Annotated in this window: 16 protein-coding genes; 10 read left to right on the top strand and 6 right to left on the bottom strand. The window is 63.7% G+C overall.

The features are described 5' to 3' along the window. Nucleotides 1-15: 15 nt before the first annotated feature. Both DMR_RS20030 and DMR_RS24975 read right to left on the bottom strand, forming a co-directional pair. On the bottom strand, nucleotides 16-1,275 hold the full coding sequence (locus tag DMR_RS20030; protein ID WP_015862873.1) for a magnesium transporter MgtE N-terminal domain-containing protein: 1,260 nt from the start codon (nucleotides 1,273-1,275) through the stop codon (nucleotides 16-18). A 230-nt stretch (nucleotides 1,276-1,505) separates the two neighbouring features. Continuing rightward, entirely contained in the window at nucleotides 1,506-1,676 is a 171-nt protein-coding gene (locus DMR_RS24975; RefSeq protein WP_158304266.1) for a hypothetical protein, read from the bottom strand. Between the two features lie 316 nt (nucleotides 1,677-1,992). Between DMR_RS24975 and DMR_RS20025 the strand changes: the two genes are divergently transcribed. Both DMR_RS20025 and DMR_RS23970 read left to right on the top strand, forming a co-directional pair. After that, complete coding sequence (locus DMR_RS20025) at nucleotides 1,993-2,460, top strand: chemotaxis protein CheW (RefSeq protein ID WP_043601231.1); 468 nt, start codon at nucleotides 1,993-1,995, stop codon at nucleotides 2,458-2,460. A gap of 114 nt (nucleotides 2,461-2,574) precedes the next feature. Then, entirely contained in the window at nucleotides 2,575-4,293 is a 1,719-nt protein-coding gene (locus DMR_RS23970; RefSeq protein WP_148208497.1) for an AIPR family protein, read from the top strand. 225 nt (nucleotides 4,294-4,518) lie between these two features. Here the strand turns inward: DMR_RS23970 and DMR_RS20020 are convergent, their stop codons facing one another. From DMR_RS20020 to DMR_RS20015, 3 genes are all read right to left on the bottom strand, one after another. Continuing rightward, the gene (locus tag DMR_RS20020) at nucleotides 4,519-4,863 is read right to left on the bottom strand and encodes a type II toxin-antitoxin system HicB family antitoxin (RefSeq protein ID WP_043601228.1); all 345 of its coding nucleotides are present in this window, start codon (nucleotides 4,861-4,863) and stop codon (nucleotides 4,519-4,521) included. Continuing rightward, on the bottom strand, nucleotides 4,860-5,117 hold the full coding sequence (locus DMR_RS25850) for a type II toxin-antitoxin system HicA family toxin (RefSeq protein ID WP_015862869.1): 258 nt from the start codon (nucleotides 5,115-5,117) through the stop codon (nucleotides 4,860-4,862). The genes DMR_RS20020 and DMR_RS25850 overlap by 4 nt, the downstream gene beginning before the upstream one ends. Before the next feature lie 119 nt (nucleotides 5,118-5,236). After that, entirely contained in the window at nucleotides 5,237-7,543 is a 2,307-nt protein-coding gene (locus DMR_RS20015) for a transglycosylase SLT domain-containing protein (protein ID WP_015862868.1), read from the bottom strand. 187 nt (nucleotides 7,544-7,730) lie between these two features. Here DMR_RS20015 and tmcD point away from each other — a divergent pair, with 187 nt between their 5' ends. The 8 genes from tmcD to DMR_RS19975 all read left to right on the top strand — a co-directional run bounded on the left by tmcD (nucleotide 7,731) and on the right by DMR_RS19975 (nucleotide 16,642). Next, entirely contained in the window at nucleotides 7,731-8,999 is a 1,269-nt protein-coding gene (tmcD, locus tag DMR_RS20010; RefSeq protein ID WP_015862867.1) for an electron transfer complex subunit TmcD, read from the top strand. Between the two features lie 10 nt (nucleotides 9,000-9,009). After that, on the top strand, nucleotides 9,010-9,669 hold the full coding sequence (gene tmcC, locus DMR_RS20005) for a TmcC family electron transfer complex membrane anchor subunit (protein ID WP_015862866.1): 660 nt from the start codon (nucleotides 9,010-9,012) through the stop codon (nucleotides 9,667-9,669). 15 nt (nucleotides 9,670-9,684) lie between these two features. Continuing rightward, complete coding sequence (gene tmcB / locus DMR_RS20000; protein WP_015862865.1) at nucleotides 9,685-10,998, top strand: electron transfer complex ferredoxin TmcB; 1,314 nt, start codon at nucleotides 9,685-9,687, stop codon at nucleotides 10,996-10,998. 23 nt (nucleotides 10,999-11,021) lie between these two features. Further along, nucleotides 11,022-11,417, top strand: a complete 396-nt coding sequence (gene tmcA, locus DMR_RS19995) for an acidic tetraheme cytochrome c3 TmcA (protein WP_015862864.1) — start codon at nucleotides 11,022-11,024, stop codon at nucleotides 11,415-11,417. Between the two features lie 116 nt (nucleotides 11,418-11,533). Next, the gene (locus tag DMR_RS19990; RefSeq protein WP_015862863.1) at nucleotides 11,534-12,403 is read left to right on the top strand and encodes a hypothetical protein; all 870 of its coding nucleotides are present in this window, start codon (nucleotides 11,534-11,536) and stop codon (nucleotides 12,401-12,403) included. A 96-nt stretch (nucleotides 12,404-12,499) separates the two neighbouring features. Further along, nucleotides 12,500-12,916 (top strand): response regulator, encoded by a 417-nt coding sequence (locus DMR_RS19985; RefSeq protein ID WP_015862862.1) that lies wholly within the window; start codon nucleotides 12,500-12,502, stop codon nucleotides 12,914-12,916. Nucleotides 12,917-13,126: 210 nt separating this feature from the next. Further along, nucleotides 13,127-15,364: an ATP-binding protein gene (locus tag DMR_RS19980; protein WP_015862861.1), complete on the top strand. Its 2,238-nt coding sequence runs from the start codon at nucleotides 13,127-13,129 to the stop codon at nucleotides 15,362-15,364. 108 nt (nucleotides 15,365-15,472) lie between these two features. Continuing rightward, a complete protein-coding gene (locus DMR_RS19975) occupies nucleotides 15,473-16,642 on the top strand; it encodes an NAD(P)/FAD-dependent oxidoreductase (protein WP_015862860.1) in 1,170 nt (389 codons plus the stop codon). Here the strand turns inward: DMR_RS19975 and DMR_RS19970 are convergent. Beyond that, on the bottom strand, nucleotides 16,572-19,229 hold the full coding sequence (locus tag DMR_RS19970) for a PEP/pyruvate-binding domain-containing protein (RefSeq protein WP_015862859.1): 2,658 nt from the start codon (nucleotides 19,227-19,229) through the stop codon (nucleotides 16,572-16,574). The two genes, DMR_RS19975 and DMR_RS19970, sit on opposite strands and share 71 nt — an antisense overlap. Between the last annotated feature and the right edge of the window lie 93 nt (nucleotides 19,230-19,322).

Here is a 19,322-nt window from a genome sequence, read left to right as displayed (position 1 = left end):
GGGCAACCTCTGGGACTAATGGGCGGCGAAGCGCGGCTTTTTGGTGATGGAGTCCGGCAGGAACAATTCGATGACGGCGTCGGCCGGCACGATGCCGACCATGTGGCCGTCTTCCAGCACCGGCACGGCCAGCAGATTGTACTTGGAGATGATTTCCATCACCTTTTCCGGCGTATCGGCCACGCCAACGGACTTGAGCCCCACGGTCATGATCTCGGCCACGGCCATTTTCGGCGGCGACAGCAGCAGGCGCTTGAGCGTCACCACGCCCAGGGGCGTGTCGTCGCCCCGGATCACGTAGATATAATAAATGTTTTCGATTTCCGCGCCGACCAGCCGCAGGTAGGCCAAGGCTTCCTCGGCGGTCATGGCCGGGGGCACGGCGGCGAACATGTTGTTCATAAGCCCGCCGGCCGTATCTTCCTCGTGCTCCAGGAGTTCCTGGACCATCTCGGCGTCTTCGGCGTCCATGAGGCCAAGGAGTTCCCGGGCCTTTTCCTCGGGCAGGTCGCCCAGGAGGTCGGCGGCCTCGTCGGGTTCCATTTCCTCCAGGATGTCGGAAGCCACTTCGCTGTCGAGCTGGCTGATGACGCGCCCGCCCACTTCGGGATCGAGTTCGCCGATGGCTTCGCCCACGGTTTCGGGGTCCAGCGCGCCGATGACCGTGCCGGCTTCCTTGTGGGGCAGCTGGGCCAGGATTTCGGCGATGTCGGCCGGGTGCATGTCGGTGAGGCGTTCGCGGGCCACGGTGAGCGTCAGCTTGTCGGCGTTGGGGTCGAGCTGGGCCACGAAGCGCCAGTCGATTTCGCGCGAGGGCAGGGCCGCGCCGAAAAGCCCGGCCAGCCAGTTCCAGAAGCGCAGCTGTCCCAGCCGCCGGGCCATGCCGCGCACGCCCACATCGACGGCCTCGATGAAAAGGCCGGCCCCGCGCGAACGCAGCTTCAGGTCGTTGACGCGCACCACCTTGGCCCCGTCCACGTCCACGATCTGCCGGTCGAGGATGTCGCGGCGCAGCCGGATGTCGGCGGCTTCGTCGGGCATGTCGGCGGCGTCGTCCAGTACGGCCGGATCGGCCGAGACGATGACCGGGGTGAAGAGGTTGACGCAGCGCCAGGGCAGGAAACGGCGCTGGCCGCCCTGCTGGATGAACAGGCCGGACACGGAAGGCAGGGTGTCGCCGGGAATCAGCCCAAGGTCGTCGAGTCGGCCGAGCTGCGCGCCGGACGGATCGATGACCGGGCGGCCGAGCACGGCGCTGACGTAGAGTTCGCTCATGGGAAAGCCCTCCCCGAAACGGCGGCGTTGGCCGCCCGTCGAGGTTTGCGCCGCTGCCCGGAGTTTGGCGGGCAGCGCGGTGCGCGAAAAAAAGCCGGAAAACGGGGTGCGCCGGCTGGCGGCGCGCCGTGGCCCTCGGGCGTTGTCCCGGGGACGTCCGCTACGCTGGTCTTCGGGGGCTTACCGAGGCGGTATGCGCCGGAGACGGCAACGGAGTCCGGGACGCGGCGCTACGACGCGGGCCGGGGGATGGCTGGGGGAGGGTCCTGGGCCGTGCCCGTGGCGACGGCGCAACGGCGTCTGGAAACAGGAAAAAGCGCGGCCGTGGCCGACCGGATGCCGAACCTGCCGAGGGAGTGCCGAAAGGCGATGTGGCGAAAGCCGATGAAGGGCGTGTTCATCAGGCGCCTCCTTGTGCCGCCGCCTGCCGGCGGGGTCGTCGCGGGCCAGGGATTGGCCAGGGCGCGACGAGGAGGCGGCAGGAAGCGTTATCGCAAAGCGAAAAGCGGGTCGTGATGCGTGAAAAAGCGACTACTGCTGGGATCGTCCATTGTTTCCTCAAAAGGTTCCATACTTTGGTCGGTGGTGTATGCCTGGGGCGCGGGCTTGTCAACGCCTTCGCTGGGAACTTGGTTCGGGCCAAGGAAACCGGACGGTTGCCGGACGCGGGCCAAGGCCGTATGTTGGCCCGAATATCGACCCTCCCGGAGGCACGCCATGGCCGATGACGCCGTCCGCCAATACCTCACCTTCAGCCTGTGCGGCGAACGCCTTGCCCTGCCGTCGCTGCTCGTTTCCGAAGTGCTCGACGTGCCGCCCGTGACCTTCGTGCCCCTGGCCCCGGGCCATCTGCGCGGGGTGGTCAACCTGCGCGGCAACGCGGCCACGGTGGTGGATTTGAGCCAAAAGCTCGAACTCGACGCCGAGTGCCACAAACCCACCTGCCTGATTATCCTGGAGCGCGACTACGACGGCGACACCCTGGCCGTGGCCGCCCTGGCCGACGCCGTGCATGAGGTGGTGGAGGTCGCCGACGCCGACGTGGCCCCGCCGCCGGACATGGGGTTGTCGGTGCCCACGCGTTTTGTGCGAGGGCTGGCCCAGGTGGACGGCGCGTTCACCATTTTGCTCGACGCCGACCGGCTGTTCTCGCTGGAGGAGCTGGCTGCCGGGGGCGGGGAGTAGGGGGGAGGGAGAGACGGCTCCTTTTTGGACTGCGTGGAAGGGGAAGAGAGACCAAAGCAGAATCCTATACGAGCAAAGAACGTATCTCGATTGAATTTAAGAGGATGGTGCCACATGTCTGCCAATGACTTGATTTTGCTTAATCAGTTGCTTGATCTTCGGTTGTCAGAAATAGGCCAAGGGCTGACCGAAGAGGAATTCTTTGAAATATTTTCTGCTGAACAAGTGCTTAAGGATGATGATCTTTCGTATGAAGAATTGTCAGCCGGCGTGGTTGATGGTGGCGGAGACGGTGGCATCGATTCATTGTTTTTCTTTGTCAATAATGTTCCTTTCTATGACGAAATGGATGTCGGGGTTTTAAAAAGGGGAGCAAGGCTTAGGTTGGTTTTGATACAATCAAAATCTTCTGAAGGCTTTACCGAAGTTGCTATTGAGAAGCTAATAAGCAGCGCAAGGGATTTTTTTGATCTTAACAAGAAAATTGAGGATCTTTCTGTCGTCTACAATAAAGATGTCATTGGCAAAGTGGCTAACTTTAGAAATACATACTTTGCTCTCGTGTCCAAATTCCCAGAAGTCCATATTTATTATGCATACGCTACTAAAGGGGTGGATATCCATCCTGATGTTGAACGAAAAGTATCAGTTTTAAAAGAAACGATAGAATCGTTACTCAGTCCAGTGTCGTTCTCCTTTGGTTTTTTTAAAGCGTCCGATCTTTTGCTTAGTTCGAGAAAAAGTCCTCCGACGACGTTAACATTAAAGTTGGCTGAGAACCCAATCTCAACAAGTCAAGAAGGTTTTGTTGCTTTGGTCTCTTTAGGAGATTATCTAAACTTTATCACTGATGAAAATGGCCACCTTAGAGCATATCTTTTTGAAGGAAATGTTAGGGATTATCAAGGAAAGACTGAGGTTAATGGCGAAATACGAAGAACGGTTGAGTCTGTGACGGCTGAAGATTTTTGGTGGTTAAACAATGGTGTTTCAATAATTTGCTCAAAGGCAAGCTCTGGTAGTAAAACTTTAACAATTGAAGATCCAGAAATAGTAAATGGTCTGCAAACTTCGAGAGAAATTTACAATGCCCTTCAAGGGAAAGACCTAGAAAAGGAAAGGCGAAATATATTGGTGAGAGTTTTGACTCCACAGAACCAGGAAAGTAGAGACCATATAATTAAAGCAACTAACAGTCAGACGCCCATTCCGGCCTCGTCGTTGAGGGCAACTGATAAAATTCATCGGGACATTGAAGACTTTTTGTACTCTAGGGGGTATTATTATGACAGGAGGAAAAATTATTACAAGAACATTGGAAAACCGCTCAAGAAAATATTTGGCATTCCGTTCGTCGCTCAATCTGTTATGGCATGTGCTCTGTCAGAACCGGCAAATGCCAGAGCTAGACCTTCAAGCTTAATAAAAAAAGATGAAGCTTATAGCCGTATTTTTAACTCGCAGTATCCGCTCGAAATATATCTAATATGCCCTATTATAGTTCAATCAATCTCTGATATTATTCGACAGTGTGATGTTGTTGATTATCGAGTGCATGCGAATAATATTTTGTTTTATGTTTCGGCGTTGTGGGCGCTACGGCATTCTGGAGTTCCAAGTCCGAGAATTTCACAAATTGCTCATCTTGATATTGAACAAGTTAGGGCAGAAACCGTCTTGCCTGTGATAGATATAGTATGGCGCGAATATATTCGATTAGGAGGAAACGACCAAATCGCAAAAGGAACTGAACTGGCTAGTGTCTTAATAGAAAAGCATAGGCAGGAAGTGGTTGCTTCTTTTAAAAAAACAGCTGGTGAATGTTCAGGTTAGTTGTTCTTTGTGGTTATTTTTTAAGGTCTTCTTGTCTGGTGTATGTGTCAACTGGAGGGCCGAAAATGTCCTACCGAGGATCATTGTTGCCCAAAAGGTGGCTGTTCTCCCTTCAAAACTCAGTTCTTCCCCAAATAGAGCCGCGCATGCACCATGACGTTCGTTGTAATCCTCCACCCGGTTCTCGCCAGCGTTGTAGGACGCTTGCGCCACCGCCGATGCCCCTTAGGGCCGAATCGCCTCCTTCGCCGCACGTTCCAGTGCTTCAGCAGCAAAGGTGTTCAAACTTTTTCCTGTCGCTTTAGCGGCAGTTTCCGTCAGCCGATGGAGTTCTGGCGATACTCGGACCATGAATCGTCCTGAGTATGGTTTTTCAGGGCTTTTGCCGATCTCGGCGCAAGTGGCCACATAATCATCGACAGCTTCCTGGAATGCCTGACGCAACTCGTCCACAGATCGGCCGGTGAAATGAATGACGTCGCGGATGCCGGAGACTTCCCCATGAAATGCGTCATCGCCGGGTTCGAATTCAAACGTTCCGACGTAGCCGTTGTAGTGAAAAGCATTCATTGTTCAATCTCCATTTGGTCGAGGAAGCGGCGAACAGACTTGACAGCACCTTTGTCGAGAACCGGTCTGGGGTGTGGCCTGTGAATTCGAAGGATTGCCCCTTCTGGCGACACAAATCGCACTCGTGATCCTTCGCCCTCAAGTTTTCGGCAGCCAATCCCCAGCAAGAGCGCCTCGACAGCAGCCCAGGCGATATCGCCCCGTTCCGGCTTGGAGCGGATGGCTTCCAGCGTCTTCCGGTGCTTACTGTTCATTGTTTATATGATACTACTTTTTGATGCGAGGTCAAGGTCGCGTTATTTCGGCAGGATAGCTCCATGTTCTGATCTGGAAGCAGTATTGGCGACTGGCACCCCTTCGTGAGGGAAAAACCTCAATTCTTCCCCAAATACAGCCTCTCATACACCATCGCGTTCGTCGTGATCCGCCGCACATAGTCCCGGGTCTCCGTAAAAGGAATCAGCTCCACGAACAGCTCCTCGCCCAGGCCGCCAAAGCCGGCGTTCCAGACCGCCACACGGTTCTCGCCGGCGTTGTAGGATGCCAGCGCCGCGGCCAGCGACCCCTCGCGGGCCAGCCGCTCCCGGAAAAACGCCACCCCGAGACGGATGTTGACCACCGGATTGAACAAATCCGCCCGCTCGGGACGGATGCCGATTTTTTTGCCCACGGCCTTGGCCGTCTCGGGCATGAGCTGCATGAGCCCCACCGCCCCGGCCCCGGACACGGCCTTGGGATCGAAAAAACTCTCCTGGCGAATAAGCGAATAGATCACGTCCGGGTCGATGCCCGAGCCGTTTAGCGCCGTCACCACCTCGCCGGCGTAGGCCCTGGGATAGAGCGCGTCGCGAAGGGGCATGAGTTCGGCCGGCGTGCCGCGCAGCAGACAGCCGCCAAAGGTGCGCCAGGCCGTGCGCATGGCGGCCGTGCGTCGCCCGCCGTCCATGGCCGCCCGGATGTGGGCCATGGCCAGATCGGCCCGGTCGGGCGCGGCCTTGGCCGAAAATTCCAGCGCCATCTCGGCCAGGGCCGGCAAGCCGGCGTCGGCCAGGGCATAGGCCTTGGCCAGGGCGGCGGACACGGCCGGCGACGGCGGCTCGGCCGCGTCCGGGCAACGCGGCGACTTGCCCGGCGGCGAGGCCACGACCTGCCCCTTGACCTCGCCAAGGCTGGCCAGGGCGGCGGCCGCCCGGCCGCCGTAATAGGTATTGGGCCGTCCGCCGGCCACCTCCATCCACAGCCCGGCCGCTTCCTGGCCGCGCCCCAGATTGGCCAGCGCCTTGCCGCGCCAGTAGCGCGCCCCGTCGGCCCAGTCGTCGTCCGGGAAGCGGCCGGCAAAGGCGGCCAGCTCCGCCTCGGCCCCGGCCATGTCCCCCGTGACGTAGCGCAGGATGGCCCCCAGCGCCGCGCCCTGGGCGGCGGCGTCGGGCGGCACGGCCAGCCCCTTGAGCTGTCCGGCCGCGTCGGAAGCCTCGGCGAAACGCCCCCGCTCGGCCAGCATCAGGGCCAGATGGCGGGCGGCGACCTCTTTGAGGGGATCGTCGCGCGTGGGCGCGGCCAGCACCTCGCGCAACAGCGCCACGCCGCGCTCGGCGTCTTCGGCCTTGAGTGACCGCCACAGGCAGCGCGCCTGATGATAGCGCGCCCAATACGCCAGTGAGGCCGACGGATCGGCGGCCACGGCCTGGGCAAAGGCCTCGTAGGCGGCTTGCGGCTTTCGCTGGCGGAAAAGGGCCTTGCCGCGCACGTACCCGCCCCGGGCGGCCTGGGCCGGGGTCCAGCCCGGGGGCGCGGCCTCGGGGATTAGCGCCAGGGCGGCCTCGGCTCCGCCTTTTTCCACCAAGGCCTCGGCCCGCAAGAGCACCGTGTCCGGCGCGGACGGATCGAAGCCGGCCGCGCCGCCGGCCGCATCGGGCGTGGCGGCGAGTTTTTCGGCCAGGGCCAGCCCGGCCTTGGCCGACTGGGAGGTCGGGAAATCGAGGATGAGATGGCGCAGGAAATCCTCGGCCTTGCGCCGCTGGCCGAGGTTTGTGGCCGCCGCCGCCGCCCGCAGCCACACGGCCGGGGCCAGGGACGGTTCGGGGTCGGCCAGCCAGGCCTCGGCCAGGGCCAGGGTCCGCTCGGGCCGGCCGGCCCGGGCGGCGCTTTCCATGGCGATGTAGAGGGCGTCGCGGCCCAGAAACGACTGCGAGGCCCGGGCGCGCAGGCCGTCCAGGGCGGCCAGGGCGGCCGGGGCGTCGCCGGCCAGATACAGGCCCAGGCCCTGGTAATAGGCGGCCACGTCGGCCTGATCCCCGGCCCGGGGCAGGGCGGCCGCCAGCCGGGCCGCGCCCTGGCGATGGTCGCCGGAGAGCACCTCGTTCACGCCCAGGGCGATCTCGCGCAGGGATTCGGTGATGCCGCCCGGCGTCTTGACCGTCCGTCCGGCCGGCGTCCCGTCCTCGTCTCCGCCCAGGCGGGCCGAGCGCGGCAGCGGTGCGTCCTCGGGGCGCGGCGGCGGCGACCAGGGTTCAGCTGCCCGGGCCTTGGCCGTCTGGGTGACGGGCTTGGCGGCGTGGCCGGCCGGCTTGGCGGCCTGGGCCGATCCGCCCCAGCTCAGGGCCAGCCCCAGGGTCAGGAGCAGAGCGAGGATGACCGCACCAAATCGATCGGAGAACGGGTGTATTCCCGGTTGTTTCATGGCGTAATTTCCTCTCGTATAACGTCATATCCCGCATGCTTACTAGGTATACAAATACGGGACACCCCTTGACTTCGTCGGCAAATCGTGACTAACGTGCGGATGTTCACAAGGTGCGCTTTCGTTGCCAGGGCGTCGCGATCCCGGACGCGTCCCCTGTGTGCTTCCACCCGTCAAGGAGGTCGATATGTCCTTCGCGCAGTCCTGGGATTTCACGCCGGGCGCCCGCGTCGTCGCCGACGATCTGCGGCAGTGCTCCCGTGAATACGAATGGTTGGAGGAACCCCATGTGTCGCCGGACGGCGAGCGCGTGGCCATGGTGGCCGCCCTGGAAGGGCCGGCGTTCACCATGGCGGTCAATGGGGAAGCCTGGGAAACCACGTTCGACAAAGCCTGGTATCCGCGTTTCTCGCCCGACGGCCGCCTGACGGTGCTCGTCCAGGCCGACGGCGACTGGACCCTGGCCGTGGACGACGCGCCCTGGGAAGAACAGTACGGATACGTCTGGAACACCATGTTTTCCGCCTCGGGCGACATCATCGCCGCCTGCATCCAGCAGGACGGCGAATACGGCTTCTCCATCGACGGCACGCCCTGGGAGACGCTGTACGAAAACGCCAACCAGCCCGTTTTTGCCAAGGCCGGCAACGCCTCGGCCGCCGTGGTCCAGGTGAAATCCCTGGCCCAGGCCGATGTCGTGACCTTCCAGGAAGGCATCTTCAGCGTGGCGGTTAACGGCGAGGCCTGGGATTCGATTTTCGTCAACTGCTGGAATCTGGTCTTCGACCCGGCCGGAAAAAACGTCGCCGCCACCATCCGCCGTTCCCTGTACGACTATTCCGTCGCCGTCAACGGCAAGGCCTGGGCCGGCTCCTATGCCTGCGCCTGGGGGCCGGCTTTCAATCCGGCCACGGGCGCGGTGGCCGCGCCCGTGCGCAAGGCCGGAGCCTGGGGCATGGCCATTGACGACGCCATGGCCTGGGAGGCCCGCTTCGGCCAGTTGTGGCAGCAGGCGTTTTCCCCGGACGGCTCCAAGCTGGCGGCCATCGCCTGCGTGCGCTTCGGCGAATTCACCGTAGCCGTGGACGGCACGCCCTGGGGTATGAGCTTCCCGGTGGTCACGGACCTGACCCCCAGCCCGGCCGGCGCGCGTTTCGCCGCCCTGGCCAGCGACCACAACACCAACTTCGCGGTCCTTTGCGACGGCAAGGTCTGGGACGGCCGCTACGACATGGCCTACGCGCCGGTCTGGAGCGCCGACGGCGCCCATCTGGCCCTGGCCGTGGAAAAGGCCGGCCGCCAGACCATCGTCCTCGACGGCAAGGCCTATTCGCAAAGCTTTGACAAGTGCTACGCCCCGGCCTTTTCGCCCGACGGCAAACTGGTGCTCATCCGCGCCCTGGCCGGCGGCAAATGCCACCGCATCGTGGCTCCGGTCACGGCGTTTACCGGTTAGGAGGTTCGCCATGCACGCGCTGTACGATCTCGCCGTCGGCCCCCTGGCCTGGCTGGCTTTCGCCGTGTTCATCCTGGGTTCGATCTACCGGCTCATGTCCATGCGGGCCTTGGCGCTCAAAAAAGACGCCGCCTTCGTGGCCTACATCAGCTGGCCCCACGCCATCCGCTCCATCGTCCATTGGGTGACCCCCTTCGGCGCGCTGGGCTGGCGGGAAAATCCCGGGGTGACCATCGTCACCTTCCTGTTTCACATCTGCCTGTTCGTGGTTCCGCTGTTCCTCATGGGCCACATCGTGCTCTTGGACACCTTCCACGGCTGGTCGTGGCCGGCCCTGCCGGACGGTCTGGCCGACACGCTCTCCATCGTCGTGGTCGCGGCCTGCGCCTACTTTTTGTGGCGTCGGCTGACCGTGCCGGAAGTGCGCTTTGTCACCCGCTCCCACGACTGGCTGGTGCTGGCCCTGGTCGGCGCGACCTTTCTCACCGGCGTCCTGGCCTATCACCGCATCGGCGACAACCTGTTCATGACCACCCTGCACGTCCTGTGCGGCGAGGCCATGCTGGTCGCCATCCCGTTCACGAGGCTGTCCCACATGCTGTTCGGATTTTTCAGCCGCGGCTACATCGCCTCGGAATTCGGGTCCGTCAGATTCGCCAAGGACTGGTAAACGCCGGAGGACGTCATGAAAACCATTGCCGATCGTCTCATCGAGGACGAGGGTCTGCGTCGCGGCGTCGGCCGCCTGACCCCGGAGAAAATACAGAAGGTCTTCAAGGAGCTCGTGGCCGGCGAATGCGGCGCGCGCATGAAGACCTACATGGAGACCTGCGTGCGCTGCGGCATGTGCGCCAAGGCCTGCCATTACTACATGTCGCACAAGGACCCGAGCTACACCCCGGTGGCCAAGGTCAGCCAGACCATGTGGCGGCTGTTCGACGCCGACGGCAAGGTCGATCCCGAAGTGATCTACCAGTGCGCCCAGGTGGCCTACACCGAGTGCAACCTCTGCCGCCGCTGCATCCACTACTGCCCGCTGGGCATCGACACCGGCTACATCATCAGCGTGGTGCGCCGCCTGTGTCACAAGCTCGGCGTCACGCCCCAGTACATCCAGGACACCGCCCACAGCCACTCGGCCACCCTGAACCAGATGTGGGTGAAAGACGACGAATGGCCCGACACCCTGCAGTGGCAGGAGGAAGAGGCCCGCGAGGAATTCCCGGGGCTGCGCATACCGCTTGACGTCGAGGGCGCGGACTTCATGTACTCGGTCATCGCGCCGGAACCGAAATTCCGCACCCAGCTCATCTACCAGGCCGCGGCCATCTTCCACGCCGCCGGCGTGTCCTGGACCATGCCGGCCACGCCGGGCTGGGACAACTCCAACATGGCCATGTTCACCGGCGACGCCGAGATCATGGCCCGGGTGGAGCGCGCCCACTACGAGGCCGCCCAGCGCCTTCGGGTCAAGCGAATCGTCATGGGCGAGTGCGGCCACGCCTTCCGCGCCGTCTACGACGTGGCCAACCGCTGGCTGGGCTGGAAATGGCATCCGGTGCCGGTGGTCCACTCGGTGGAGTTCTTCTGGGAGCTCATCCAGCAAGGCCGCATCAAGCTCACCCACAAGTTCGCCGAACCCGTCACCGTCCACGACCCCTGCAACGTCATTCGCGGCCGGGGACTCATGGACAAGCTGCGCGAGGTGGTCCACTTCCTGTGCGACAACGTCGTCGAGATGACCCCCAACCGCGAGCACAACTACTGCTGCTGCGCCGGCGGCGGCGTCATCAACTGCGGGCCTCCGTTTAAAAACGTCCGCATCGTCGGCAACTCCATCAAGGCCGAACAGCTGAAAGCCACCGGCGTCCACTGGTGCATTGCGCCGTGCCACAACTGCCACGGCGGCCTCGACGACATCATCACCAAGTTCGACCTCAATATGCACACCAAGTTCCTGGGCGACCTCATCTACGAACTCATGGAGAAGCCCGAGTGACCCGGGGCGCAGGAGACACCGACATGAAACGACTGCCGTTTACTCCCCTGGTCCTGTCGGCCCTGGCTGTCCTTTTCCTGGCGGCGGCCCCAGCTCTGGCCCAGCAGGACATGACCCATGTGCCCACCGAGGCCTTCAAGAAACTGACCCGGCCGCCGGCGGCCTTTGCCCACGACACGCACAACGAAAAGGCCGGCCTGGCCGACTGCACGGCCTGCCACCACGGCGAAAAGGACGGCAAGCGCGATGCGGCCTCCGACACCGCCGGCATTCCCTGCTCAGACTGCCACGCCGTGGCCGCCAAGCCCGGCAAGACGCCCCTGGAGCGGGCCTTCCACCGCCAGTGCATGGGTTGCCACCTGACCCAGAAAAAGGGGCCGGTCACCTGCGGCGACTGTCACAAGCCGGCCGCCAAATAGCAAGGTCCCCTCCCTTGCCCCTGCGAAGGGCGCGGCCGGGAAACTGGTCGCGCCCTTTTGGCGACCTGACGCCTGGAACCGATTTTGCTACATTGCGACAATCCAGGGGGTCCGCCATGCCCAAATGCTTGTCCGTAGCGCTGGCCCTAGCGCTCGTTTTGACTGGTTTTGCCGCCCCAGTCCCGGCCCAGCCCGGGGGCGAGCCGCAGCCGGCCGCGCCGGCCGTGGGGACGAAAGCCCCCGACGGCCCGGACCTGCGGCGTCAGGTTTCCGACGTCCGGGCCGTGACGGCCACCATCGCCTGCTTCTACGGCCCCCATATCGACCAAAACGAGGCCCGCCGCCTGTGTTCGGCCCAGGCCCGGGGCAAGCTCCTGGACACGGCCCTGGCTCAGTTCGCCCACGACCCCGAGGTGGCCCGGTCCGGCATCCAGGGCCAGGACCTGCGCGCCCTGGCCGACAGCTTGCTTTCGCCCGTGGTTTCCGGCGAGGACATTCGGCCCACGCCCGAGGGCGTGGCCGTGCGCCTGACCTTGCGGGCCGAGACCGCTCCGGGAGCGCTGCCCGAGCGCCTGGCCGCCCTGGCCGCCAGCCCTGAGCTGCGGGCCGCCGCCCTGGCCGAAACCGCCGTCCGCGACCGTCAGGCGGCCGAGGCCCGCATGGCCGCCGTGCCTTTCGCCGCTGATCGCGCCTTCGCCGCCCGGGAGATGGCCGACGACATGCGCCGCGACGCCGCCTTTGCCGAACGCAGCCTGGCCCCGGGCATGTCCATCGCTCAGGTCAAGGAACTCATGGGCAACCCCGCCGCCCTCAAGCAGGCTGTCATCGGGCCGGAGAGCTACCTGTGCGCCGGCTACGGCAAGGTCTGGGCCGTATTTCGCGACGGCCAGCTGGCCTGCCTGCGCAGCCGCCTGGATTATGTGCGCCGCTATGACACCGACTGCCACTGCGCCGGCAACTATGCGACGATTCTCAAAAACGACTAGCCCTTAGATCGCCTTGACAGCCACGGCGCGGCCCCGATAGAAAAACACGCCGTCCCTCTTCAACCCTGGCCGCGCACGCACCCCCCCGGAGGCATCATGAGGGCGCTTATAGTCGACGACGATTTTTACAGCCGCAGCTTTCTCGAATACATCCTGCACCCTTACGCCCGGTGCGACGCCGCCGTGAACGGCGAGGACGCGGTCATGGCCTTCCAGAAGGCCCTGGAAGCCGGCGATCCCTATGGCCTGGTCTTCATGGATTTGCTCATGCCGGTCATCGACGGACCGCGGGCGCTCAAGGAAATTCGCGAGATCGAAAAAGATTGCGGCGTCGTCCCCGAGGCCTGCGCCAAGATCGTCATCACCTCGGTGCTGGAAGACGGCGAGGACACCCACAACGCCATGTACCTGGGCGGGGCCACCTCCTTTCTGCAAAAGCCCGTGGATGAAGGTTCCATCCTGGCCGAACTGCGCCGCCTGGGCTGCCTGCCCCCCGAGGCCGGCGAAGCCTGATTCCCGTCGTCAGCCCTCCCGACACCCGGCGCCGGTTGCGGTCCGGGTGTTGACTTTCTCCGCCGTTTCTCAAATAGTGTAGCGGAATCCTTCTCGCGTTGCCGCTCATCGCCACATGCGTCATTATACGCCTGCTGTCGCGGACCGTGCTTGCATCCTGTTGCGACACTTCGCCAACCTTATCTGGCAAGGTCTTGCGGGGCATCAACTATGGACAAGCACAGCAGCATCCAGCTCTATAAGATATTTGTTGTCGCATTTTTTGTCTGCGCCTCGCCGTTCGTCGCCGTCATTGCCTATGTCGCCTGGAGCGAGTACGGCCGGGAGCGCAGCGCCATTGAGCTGGAAACCACCCGGGCCGTGTCCGGCCTCATCGTCATTCAGGAAAAACTCACCCAGAACGCCAAGATCCTGCTCTCCACCCTGGCCAACACCGAGGAGTTCAAGCGCCTGGACGCCCGGGCTATGTCGGAGACGTTTCGCAACATCAAGTCCGTCTACAATGATTACGCCAATTTTCACGCCGTCTATCCCGATGGGACGGTTTTTGCCTCGGCGGCCCCGATCCCGGCCGGCGGCGTCTCCCTCGCCGACCGCAAACATGTGATCGATGTTCTGGCGACCAAGGGTTTCTCTGTTGGCGAATACATCATCAGCCGGCTGACTTTCGAGCCGGTGCTGCCCTTTTCCTATCCCGTCACCGACAGCCAGGGAGACATCGTCGCCATCCTGATCGCCGTGGTGCGGCTCTCCAACTATGCCGGCTATTTTTCCCAGGCCAAGCTCCCCGAGGATTCGAGCATCATCCTGCTTGACCATGCCTTTCGGACGCTGCTTGCCAGCAACGACCGAGGCGAGTCGCGTCAGGTCGGCTCGGTCAACACCGTGTTGCGGGATGCCTTTTTGGGCAACCGGCACGTGTTTTCGTCCCGAGACATCGACGGCATCGACAGAATCTACAGCATCCAGGGCGTGACGCTGGGCACAACGACCAAGCCCTATCTGTTCATCGCCATTGGCGTGCCCACGGAAGTCGCCCGCCAGCGTTCCCTCGACGCCCTCAAGCTCTGGATCGTGCTGGGCGCGCTTGTCATCGCGTGCTCGTTTATCGCCTCGCTGGTGCTGCTCAAGATGAAGATCGCGCTGCATTGCTCCAAGATCTATGAAGCCGCCGTGGCCTTCAAGGACGGGCAGTTGACCGCAAGGACCGGCCTTGTCGCCAAGGACGGCGACATTGGCTTGGTGGGCGAAGCCTTCGACGCCATGGCCCAGGCCATGGAAGAGGGCATCCTGGCCTTGCGGGAAACCGAAGCGCGTTTCAGGACCCTGGTCGAGCAGGCCCCGGAAGCCATTGTCGTGGCCGATGTGGAGCGGGAAGCCATTGTTCTGGTCAACGCCCGGGCCGAGGCGCTGTTTGGTTGCACCGAGCAGGAACTGCGCCGCCATGGGGTGCACCGATTCTACGCCTCCAGGCAGCCCGACGGGAAGCCTGTGGCCGAGTCCATCCGGGAAAACTGGAACAGGGCCCTGGCCGGCGAAGACATTATTGTCGAGCGTTGGCTGATAAACGCCCTGGGGCAGCATGTGGTCTGCGAAGTGCGCCTCGTCCGTTTCCCCTCAAAAAACAACGTACCCATGGTCCGGTCCAGCTGGATCGACATCACCCAGCGCAAGCGCGAGGAAGAAGCGTTGCGCCACGCCATCCAGGCGGCGGAAGCCGCCAACAGGGCCAAGTCGATCTTTCTGGACAACATGAGCCACGAGATCCGCACGCCCATCAACGGGGTGAACGGCATGTTGCACCTGATGCAGTCCACTGACCTCGATGATGAGCAACGGCTGTATATCGAGAACGCCAAATTCGCCTGCACGAGATTGTCCAAGCTCCTGACCGCCATCCTTGATTATACGACCCTGGAAGCCAACGGGCCGCAGCTTGAAAACAGGCTCTTTTCCGTCGTCGGCCTGCTCAACAAGGTCAAGGACGCCCATGTTGCCATGGCCATTGACAAGGGACTGCAGTTCGACGTGGAGCTTGATCCCGCCGTTCCTGCCCACCTCATCGGCGACGAGGGCAAGGTGGCCAAGATCCTCGGCTGTCTCGTCGAAAACGCCTTGAAGTTCACCCTGGAGGGTTTTGTCCAGGTCACGGTGTTTAGTGCGCCACGGGATACGGCGAAGGGGCGCAGCGTCGTCTTTGCCATAGCCGATTCCGGCATCGGCATGGAGGAAGACTGTCTGGACAGCATCTTCGAACCGTTCTTCCAAGGAGAAACCAGCTATACGCGGCAGTTCCAGGGGGCCGGCCTCGGCCTGGCTTTCGCCTGCCGGCTGGCCCGGGCCATGGGCGGGGAAATCGCGGTGGAAAGCCGGCCGGAGCAGGGAACGACCATGTGGCTGCTTCTGCCCTTCCGGCTGCCCTGGAGCCAGCTCGCCGGGGAGGGTTGATTTCGCGTCTTTTCGCCCCTTGTTCGTGAAAGCGCCCGACGCCAACGCGTCGGGCGCTTTTTTTCGGCTCCCTGTTTCCTCGCCGGCCGGTTTGGGGTAGAAGGGGGTATGGCCCGAAAACGCCTCGTTTTGGCCGGCGGCGGCCACGCCCACTTGCCCGTGCTGGCCCGGCTACCCGAATTCGTGGCTGCCGGGGTCGAGGTGGTGTGTCTGGCCCCGGGGCCGACCCTGGCCTATTCCGGCATGGGGCCGGGACTGCTGACCGGCCGCTACGGTCTGGCCGACCTGACTTTTCCCGTGGCCGCGCTGTGCGAGGCCGGCGGCGGCGTCTTTCGGCGCGGTCTGGCCGTGGCCGTGGAGCCGGCCGCCCGGCGGCTGCTCCTGGCCGATGGCGACCGCCTCGACTACGACGCGGCGAGCTTTGGCCTGGGTAGCCGGGTGCTGCCGGATTTTGCCGCCGACGGCGGCCCCGCGCCCGTGGTCTACCCGGTCAAGCCCATCGAAAACCTGCTGCTGGCGCGCCAGGACATCCTGGCCCGGGCGGCTGATGGCGAACGCGTGCGGGTGCTGGTGGCCGGCGGCGGGCCGGCCGGCTTCGAGGTGGCGGCGGGCCTGCTGGAACTCTTGCGCCAGTGCGGCCGGCCCGGCGAGGATCTGGCCGTGGCCGCGCCGCGCGGGCTGCTGCCGGGCTGGCCGGCCCGGGCCGGGCGTCTGGCCGAGGCCTCGATCCGGCGGCGGGGCGGGCGGATCATCGCTGCCCGGCTGCAGGCCCTCAAGAAGGGGCGGGCCGTTTTTACCGACGGCATGTCCTGGGCCTGCGACGTGGTCCTGGCCGCCACGGGCACGCGCCCGCCCGGGCTGTTCGCGGCCGCCGGCCTGACCGCCGGCGGGCCGGACGGCGGGCTGGCCGTCACCCGCCGGCTCCACCATCCGCTCTACCCGGAACTCTTCGGCGGCGGGGACTGCATCGATTTCACCCCCTGCCCGCTGCCTCGGGCCGGGGTCTATGCCGTGCGCCAAGGCCCGGTCCTGGCCGCCAATCTGCTGGCCTACCTGACCGGCCGGGAACTGACGCCCTTTTGCCGCGACGGCCGGGACTATCTGTCCCTGCTCAACTGCGGCGACGGGAGGGCGATCTTGCGCAAGGGGAGGCTTGTGGCCCAGGGGCGCTGGGCCATGGTCCTCAAGGATGGGATCGACCGGCGGTTTATGCGGTCGTTTCCGCTGCCGGAGCCGGGCAGGGCGGCGGCACATGCAGGGGTTGGCCCACCACCTTGACCAGATCGTCGAGGATTTTTTGCTTGTAGCTTTGCACCAGCGGCTCGTTGTGCATGATCATGTCGAGCTGGCGGGTGTGCATGAGCATGTAGCCGATGACGGTCAGCCCGCGCAGCATTTCTTCCTCCGGGCCGCCGTTGATGCGGGCAAATGAAGCGTCTTCGTTGACCTCCACCACAAAGCCCTGAAGCTCCAATATCTCGCCCACGAACTGGGCTCGGCGGCGACGCCGGGAATACTCGGCCGCGCCGCCCTTGAACTGGAAGCTCACGTAATTTTCGGACGGCCGGTCGCCGACCATGGTCTCCACGGTGCAGAAGTGGAACCCGAAGCGGGAGCTTAGGCACATGTAATTGCGGGAGACCATGAAATAGTTGCGCTCGGCGAAGGACGAATGGGAGGCGGCCTCCAGATGCGGGTTGGTGGAGGCCTGGACAATGATGGACATGAGCCCCCGGCCGTCCACGGGCGGCGGCCCCTGCCAGGGGATGGCGATGATGCCGTCCCACAAGGCCCCCACCGGAATGGAACAGATTTCCTCCAGCTTGACGTACTTGCCGGGCACATCGCCGACAAAGCCGTCGTCGAGGTTGATGAACCACCACTTCATGGCCGTGCCCTTGTACTTGAGCTGCTTGGCCGCCCGTTTGGAGAAGTGGAACTCCTGCCCGAAATTGAACATCTCGGTGACGGATTTCTCGTGGCAAAAGCGGGTCACGTCGTGGAGCGTCTTGCAGTTTTCCGGGGCGAACTCCGGGGCGTTGGGGTCAATGAGCGACAGGGGCGTGATCTGGTCCATGACCCGGCGCAGGATGGCGTGCATGGGGGTGACGCGTTCGGGCGCGGGCTGGCGCTGGGCCTCGGCTTCGGCCAAAAGCTCTTCCAGGCGGCCCGGATAGACGGCCCGGCCGTCGGCGTCCACGGTGACCTCGGTCCCCGGGGAGAGCAGATGCGTGGCCCCGGCCAGGCCCATGATGGAGGGCACGCGAAATTCCCGGGCCACGTTGGCCAGATGGCCGGCCGCGCCGCCCTTTTCCGTGACGATGGCCGCCGCCCGGTCGATGATGGAGGCGTAGCGCGGCGGGGCTTCCACGGCCACCAGCACCGCTCCGCGCGGAAATTGCAGCAGATCGGCCTCGCGGCGCACCACGAAGACCGGCCCAAAGCCCGCTCCTGGGCTGGCCGTCACGCCGCCGGAGACAAGCGGCGTGCCGTAAACCCGGTCGCTTCCCCCCCCGGTCTGGCTCGGCAGCTGCACCAGCTCCCGGCATTGCAGGAATTGCAAGCCCCCGGAGGCGTCGATGGCCCACTCCACGTCCACCGGCGCGCCGTACATGGCCTCCAGGGTGACGGTGGCCTCGGCCAGGGCCAGGGCCTGTTCGTCGGTGATGCTCGGGGCCAGCGCCCGTTCGCCCGAGGTCTCGGCGCGGCACACGCCTTCGCCGGGCAGGCACAGGAAGGCCTGGTCCTTTTCCCGGATGTGGCGGGCCGTGAGCCGGGGAGGGCGCTCGCGCTCGAAGACGAATTCGTCGGTGCCAACCGACCCGTCCACCACGGACTTGGGCAGGCCAAAGGCGCTGTGGATGTGGATGGAGTCGTCGCGGATGTCCAGGGGATTGCGGGAATAGATGACCCCGCCGGCCACGGCGTCCACCATGGCCATCACCCCCACACACATGGCCACGTCCTCGTCGGGGATGCCCCGGTTGAGGCGGTAGGTCATGGCTTGGGGACTGTACTTGCTGGCGATGATCTCCTTGTAGGACTGGAGGATGTCCTCGGGGCCGACGTTGAGCTTGGAAGAGAACTGGCCGGCGAAGGTTTGGCCGGCCTCGTCCTCGCCCAGGGCCGAACTGCGAAGCGACACCGACGCTTCGCGCCCGAGCCGGCGGCAAAGCGTCTCGTAGGCCCCCAGGATAGCCTTGGACACGTCGGAAGGCAGCTCGGCCTCGGTGATCTTGTTGCGGATCTGGGAGCTTAAAATGAGCAGATTGCGCTGGTCGTCGGGGCCGGCGGTCTGGAGCAGTCGATAAATTTCGTCCTTGAGGTCGTTGTGTTCGATGAGGCGATGGTAGGCCCGGGCGGTGACGGCAAATCCCGGCGGCACGGGCAGGCCTGTGCGGCGCACGATTTCGCCCAGCCCGGCCATTTTGCCGCCCACCAGATCGGCCTGGTCGCGGCCGGCCTGATCCAGGGGAATGACCAGATCCGGCGCGGTCTCCAGGGTGCATGAGCTGGCCAGGCATTCGCCGATGCGGCGCTGGATGTCCTTGATGCGGTTATACAGTTCGGCATACTTGCCGGGCGCGATGGCGTTTAAGTGCTCGACGATCTTGTAGACGTTGACGGACACGCCGGTGGAATGGGCGCGGATAAAGGCCATGCCGAAGGTGCGCCGGCCGTTTAGGGCCTCTTCCATTTCGGTCATCAGCTCCAGGGCCTTTTTGTTGGCCGTGAGCAGCAGCTTGAAATGGTGGTAGCGCTTCTTGAATTCGGTCTGGATCTGCTCTTCGGTCAGGCCTTGGGCCGACTCCGACTGGGTGTCGCAGAAAAGTCCCTTGACCGCGCGCGCGAGTTTGCCGAACACGTCGCCCCCGATGGCCGGAACCGGTCCGGGTTTCGATTTTTTGCCGTCGTTCCTTGTATCGCTTCGATACAAGGAAGGCAATGCAACCGAAGG

This window comes from Solidesulfovibrio magneticus RS-1, assembly GCF_000010665.1.
Classification (GTDB): domain Bacteria; phylum Desulfobacterota; class Desulfovibrionia; order Desulfovibrionales; family Desulfovibrionaceae; genus Solidesulfovibrio; species Solidesulfovibrio magneticus.
The sequence above is the reverse complement of the archived record's forward strand: the minus strand, read 5'-3'. Positions and strand labels throughout refer to the sequence as shown.

Bases quoted from the DNA above. Each gene is read 5' to 3' on its own strand.
- DMR_RS19985 (WP_015862862.1), top strand. From the start codon at position 12,500: ATGAGGGCGCTTATAGTCGACGACGATTTTTACAGCCGCAGCTTTCTC.
- tmcC (WP_015862866.1), top strand. From the start codon at position 9,010: ATGCACGCGCTGTACGATCTCGCCGTCGGCCCCCTGGCCTGGCTGGCT.
- DMR_RS20015 (WP_015862868.1), bottom strand. From the start codon at position 7,543: ATGAAACAACCGGGAATACACCCGTTCTCCGATCGATTTGGTGCGGTC.
- DMR_RS19975 (WP_015862860.1), top strand. From the start codon at position 15,473: ATGGCCCGAAAACGCCTCGTTTTGGCCGGCGGCGGCCACGCCCACTTG.
- DMR_RS19980 (WP_015862861.1), top strand. From the start codon at position 13,127: ATGGACAAGCACAGCAGCATCCAGCTCTATAAGATATTTGTTGTCGCA.
- tmcB (WP_015862865.1), top strand. From the start codon at position 9,685: ATGAAAACCATTGCCGATCGTCTCATCGAGGACGAGGGTCTGCGTCGC.
- tmcA (WP_015862864.1), top strand. From the start codon at position 11,022: ATGAAACGACTGCCGTTTACTCCCCTGGTCCTGTCGGCCCTGGCTGTC.
- DMR_RS20025 (WP_043601231.1), top strand. From the start codon at position 1,993: ATGGCCGATGACGCCGTCCGCCAATACCTCACCTTCAGCCTGTGCGGC.
- DMR_RS20030 (WP_015862873.1), bottom strand. From the start codon at position 1,275: ATGAGCGAACTCTACGTCAGCGCCGTGCTCGGCCGCCCGGTCATCGAT.
- DMR_RS24975 (WP_158304266.1), bottom strand. From the start codon at position 1,676: ATGAACACGCCCTTCATCGGCTTTCGCCACATCGCCTTTCGGCACTCC.
- tmcD (WP_015862867.1), top strand. From the start codon at position 7,731: ATGTCCTTCGCGCAGTCCTGGGATTTCACGCCGGGCGCCCGCGTCGTC.
- DMR_RS20020 (WP_043601228.1), bottom strand. From the start codon at position 4,863: ATGAATGCTTTTCACTACAACGGCTACGTCGGAACGTTTGAATTCGAA.
- DMR_RS19990 (WP_015862863.1), top strand. From the start codon at position 11,534: ATGCCCAAATGCTTGTCCGTAGCGCTGGCCCTAGCGCTCGTTTTGACT.
- DMR_RS23970 (WP_148208497.1), top strand. From the start codon at position 2,575: ATGTCTGCCAATGACTTGATTTTGCTTAATCAGTTGCTTGATCTTCGG.
- DMR_RS25850 (WP_015862869.1), bottom strand. From the start codon at position 5,117: ATGAACAGTAAGCACCGGAAGACGCTGGAAGCCATCCGCTCCAAGCCG.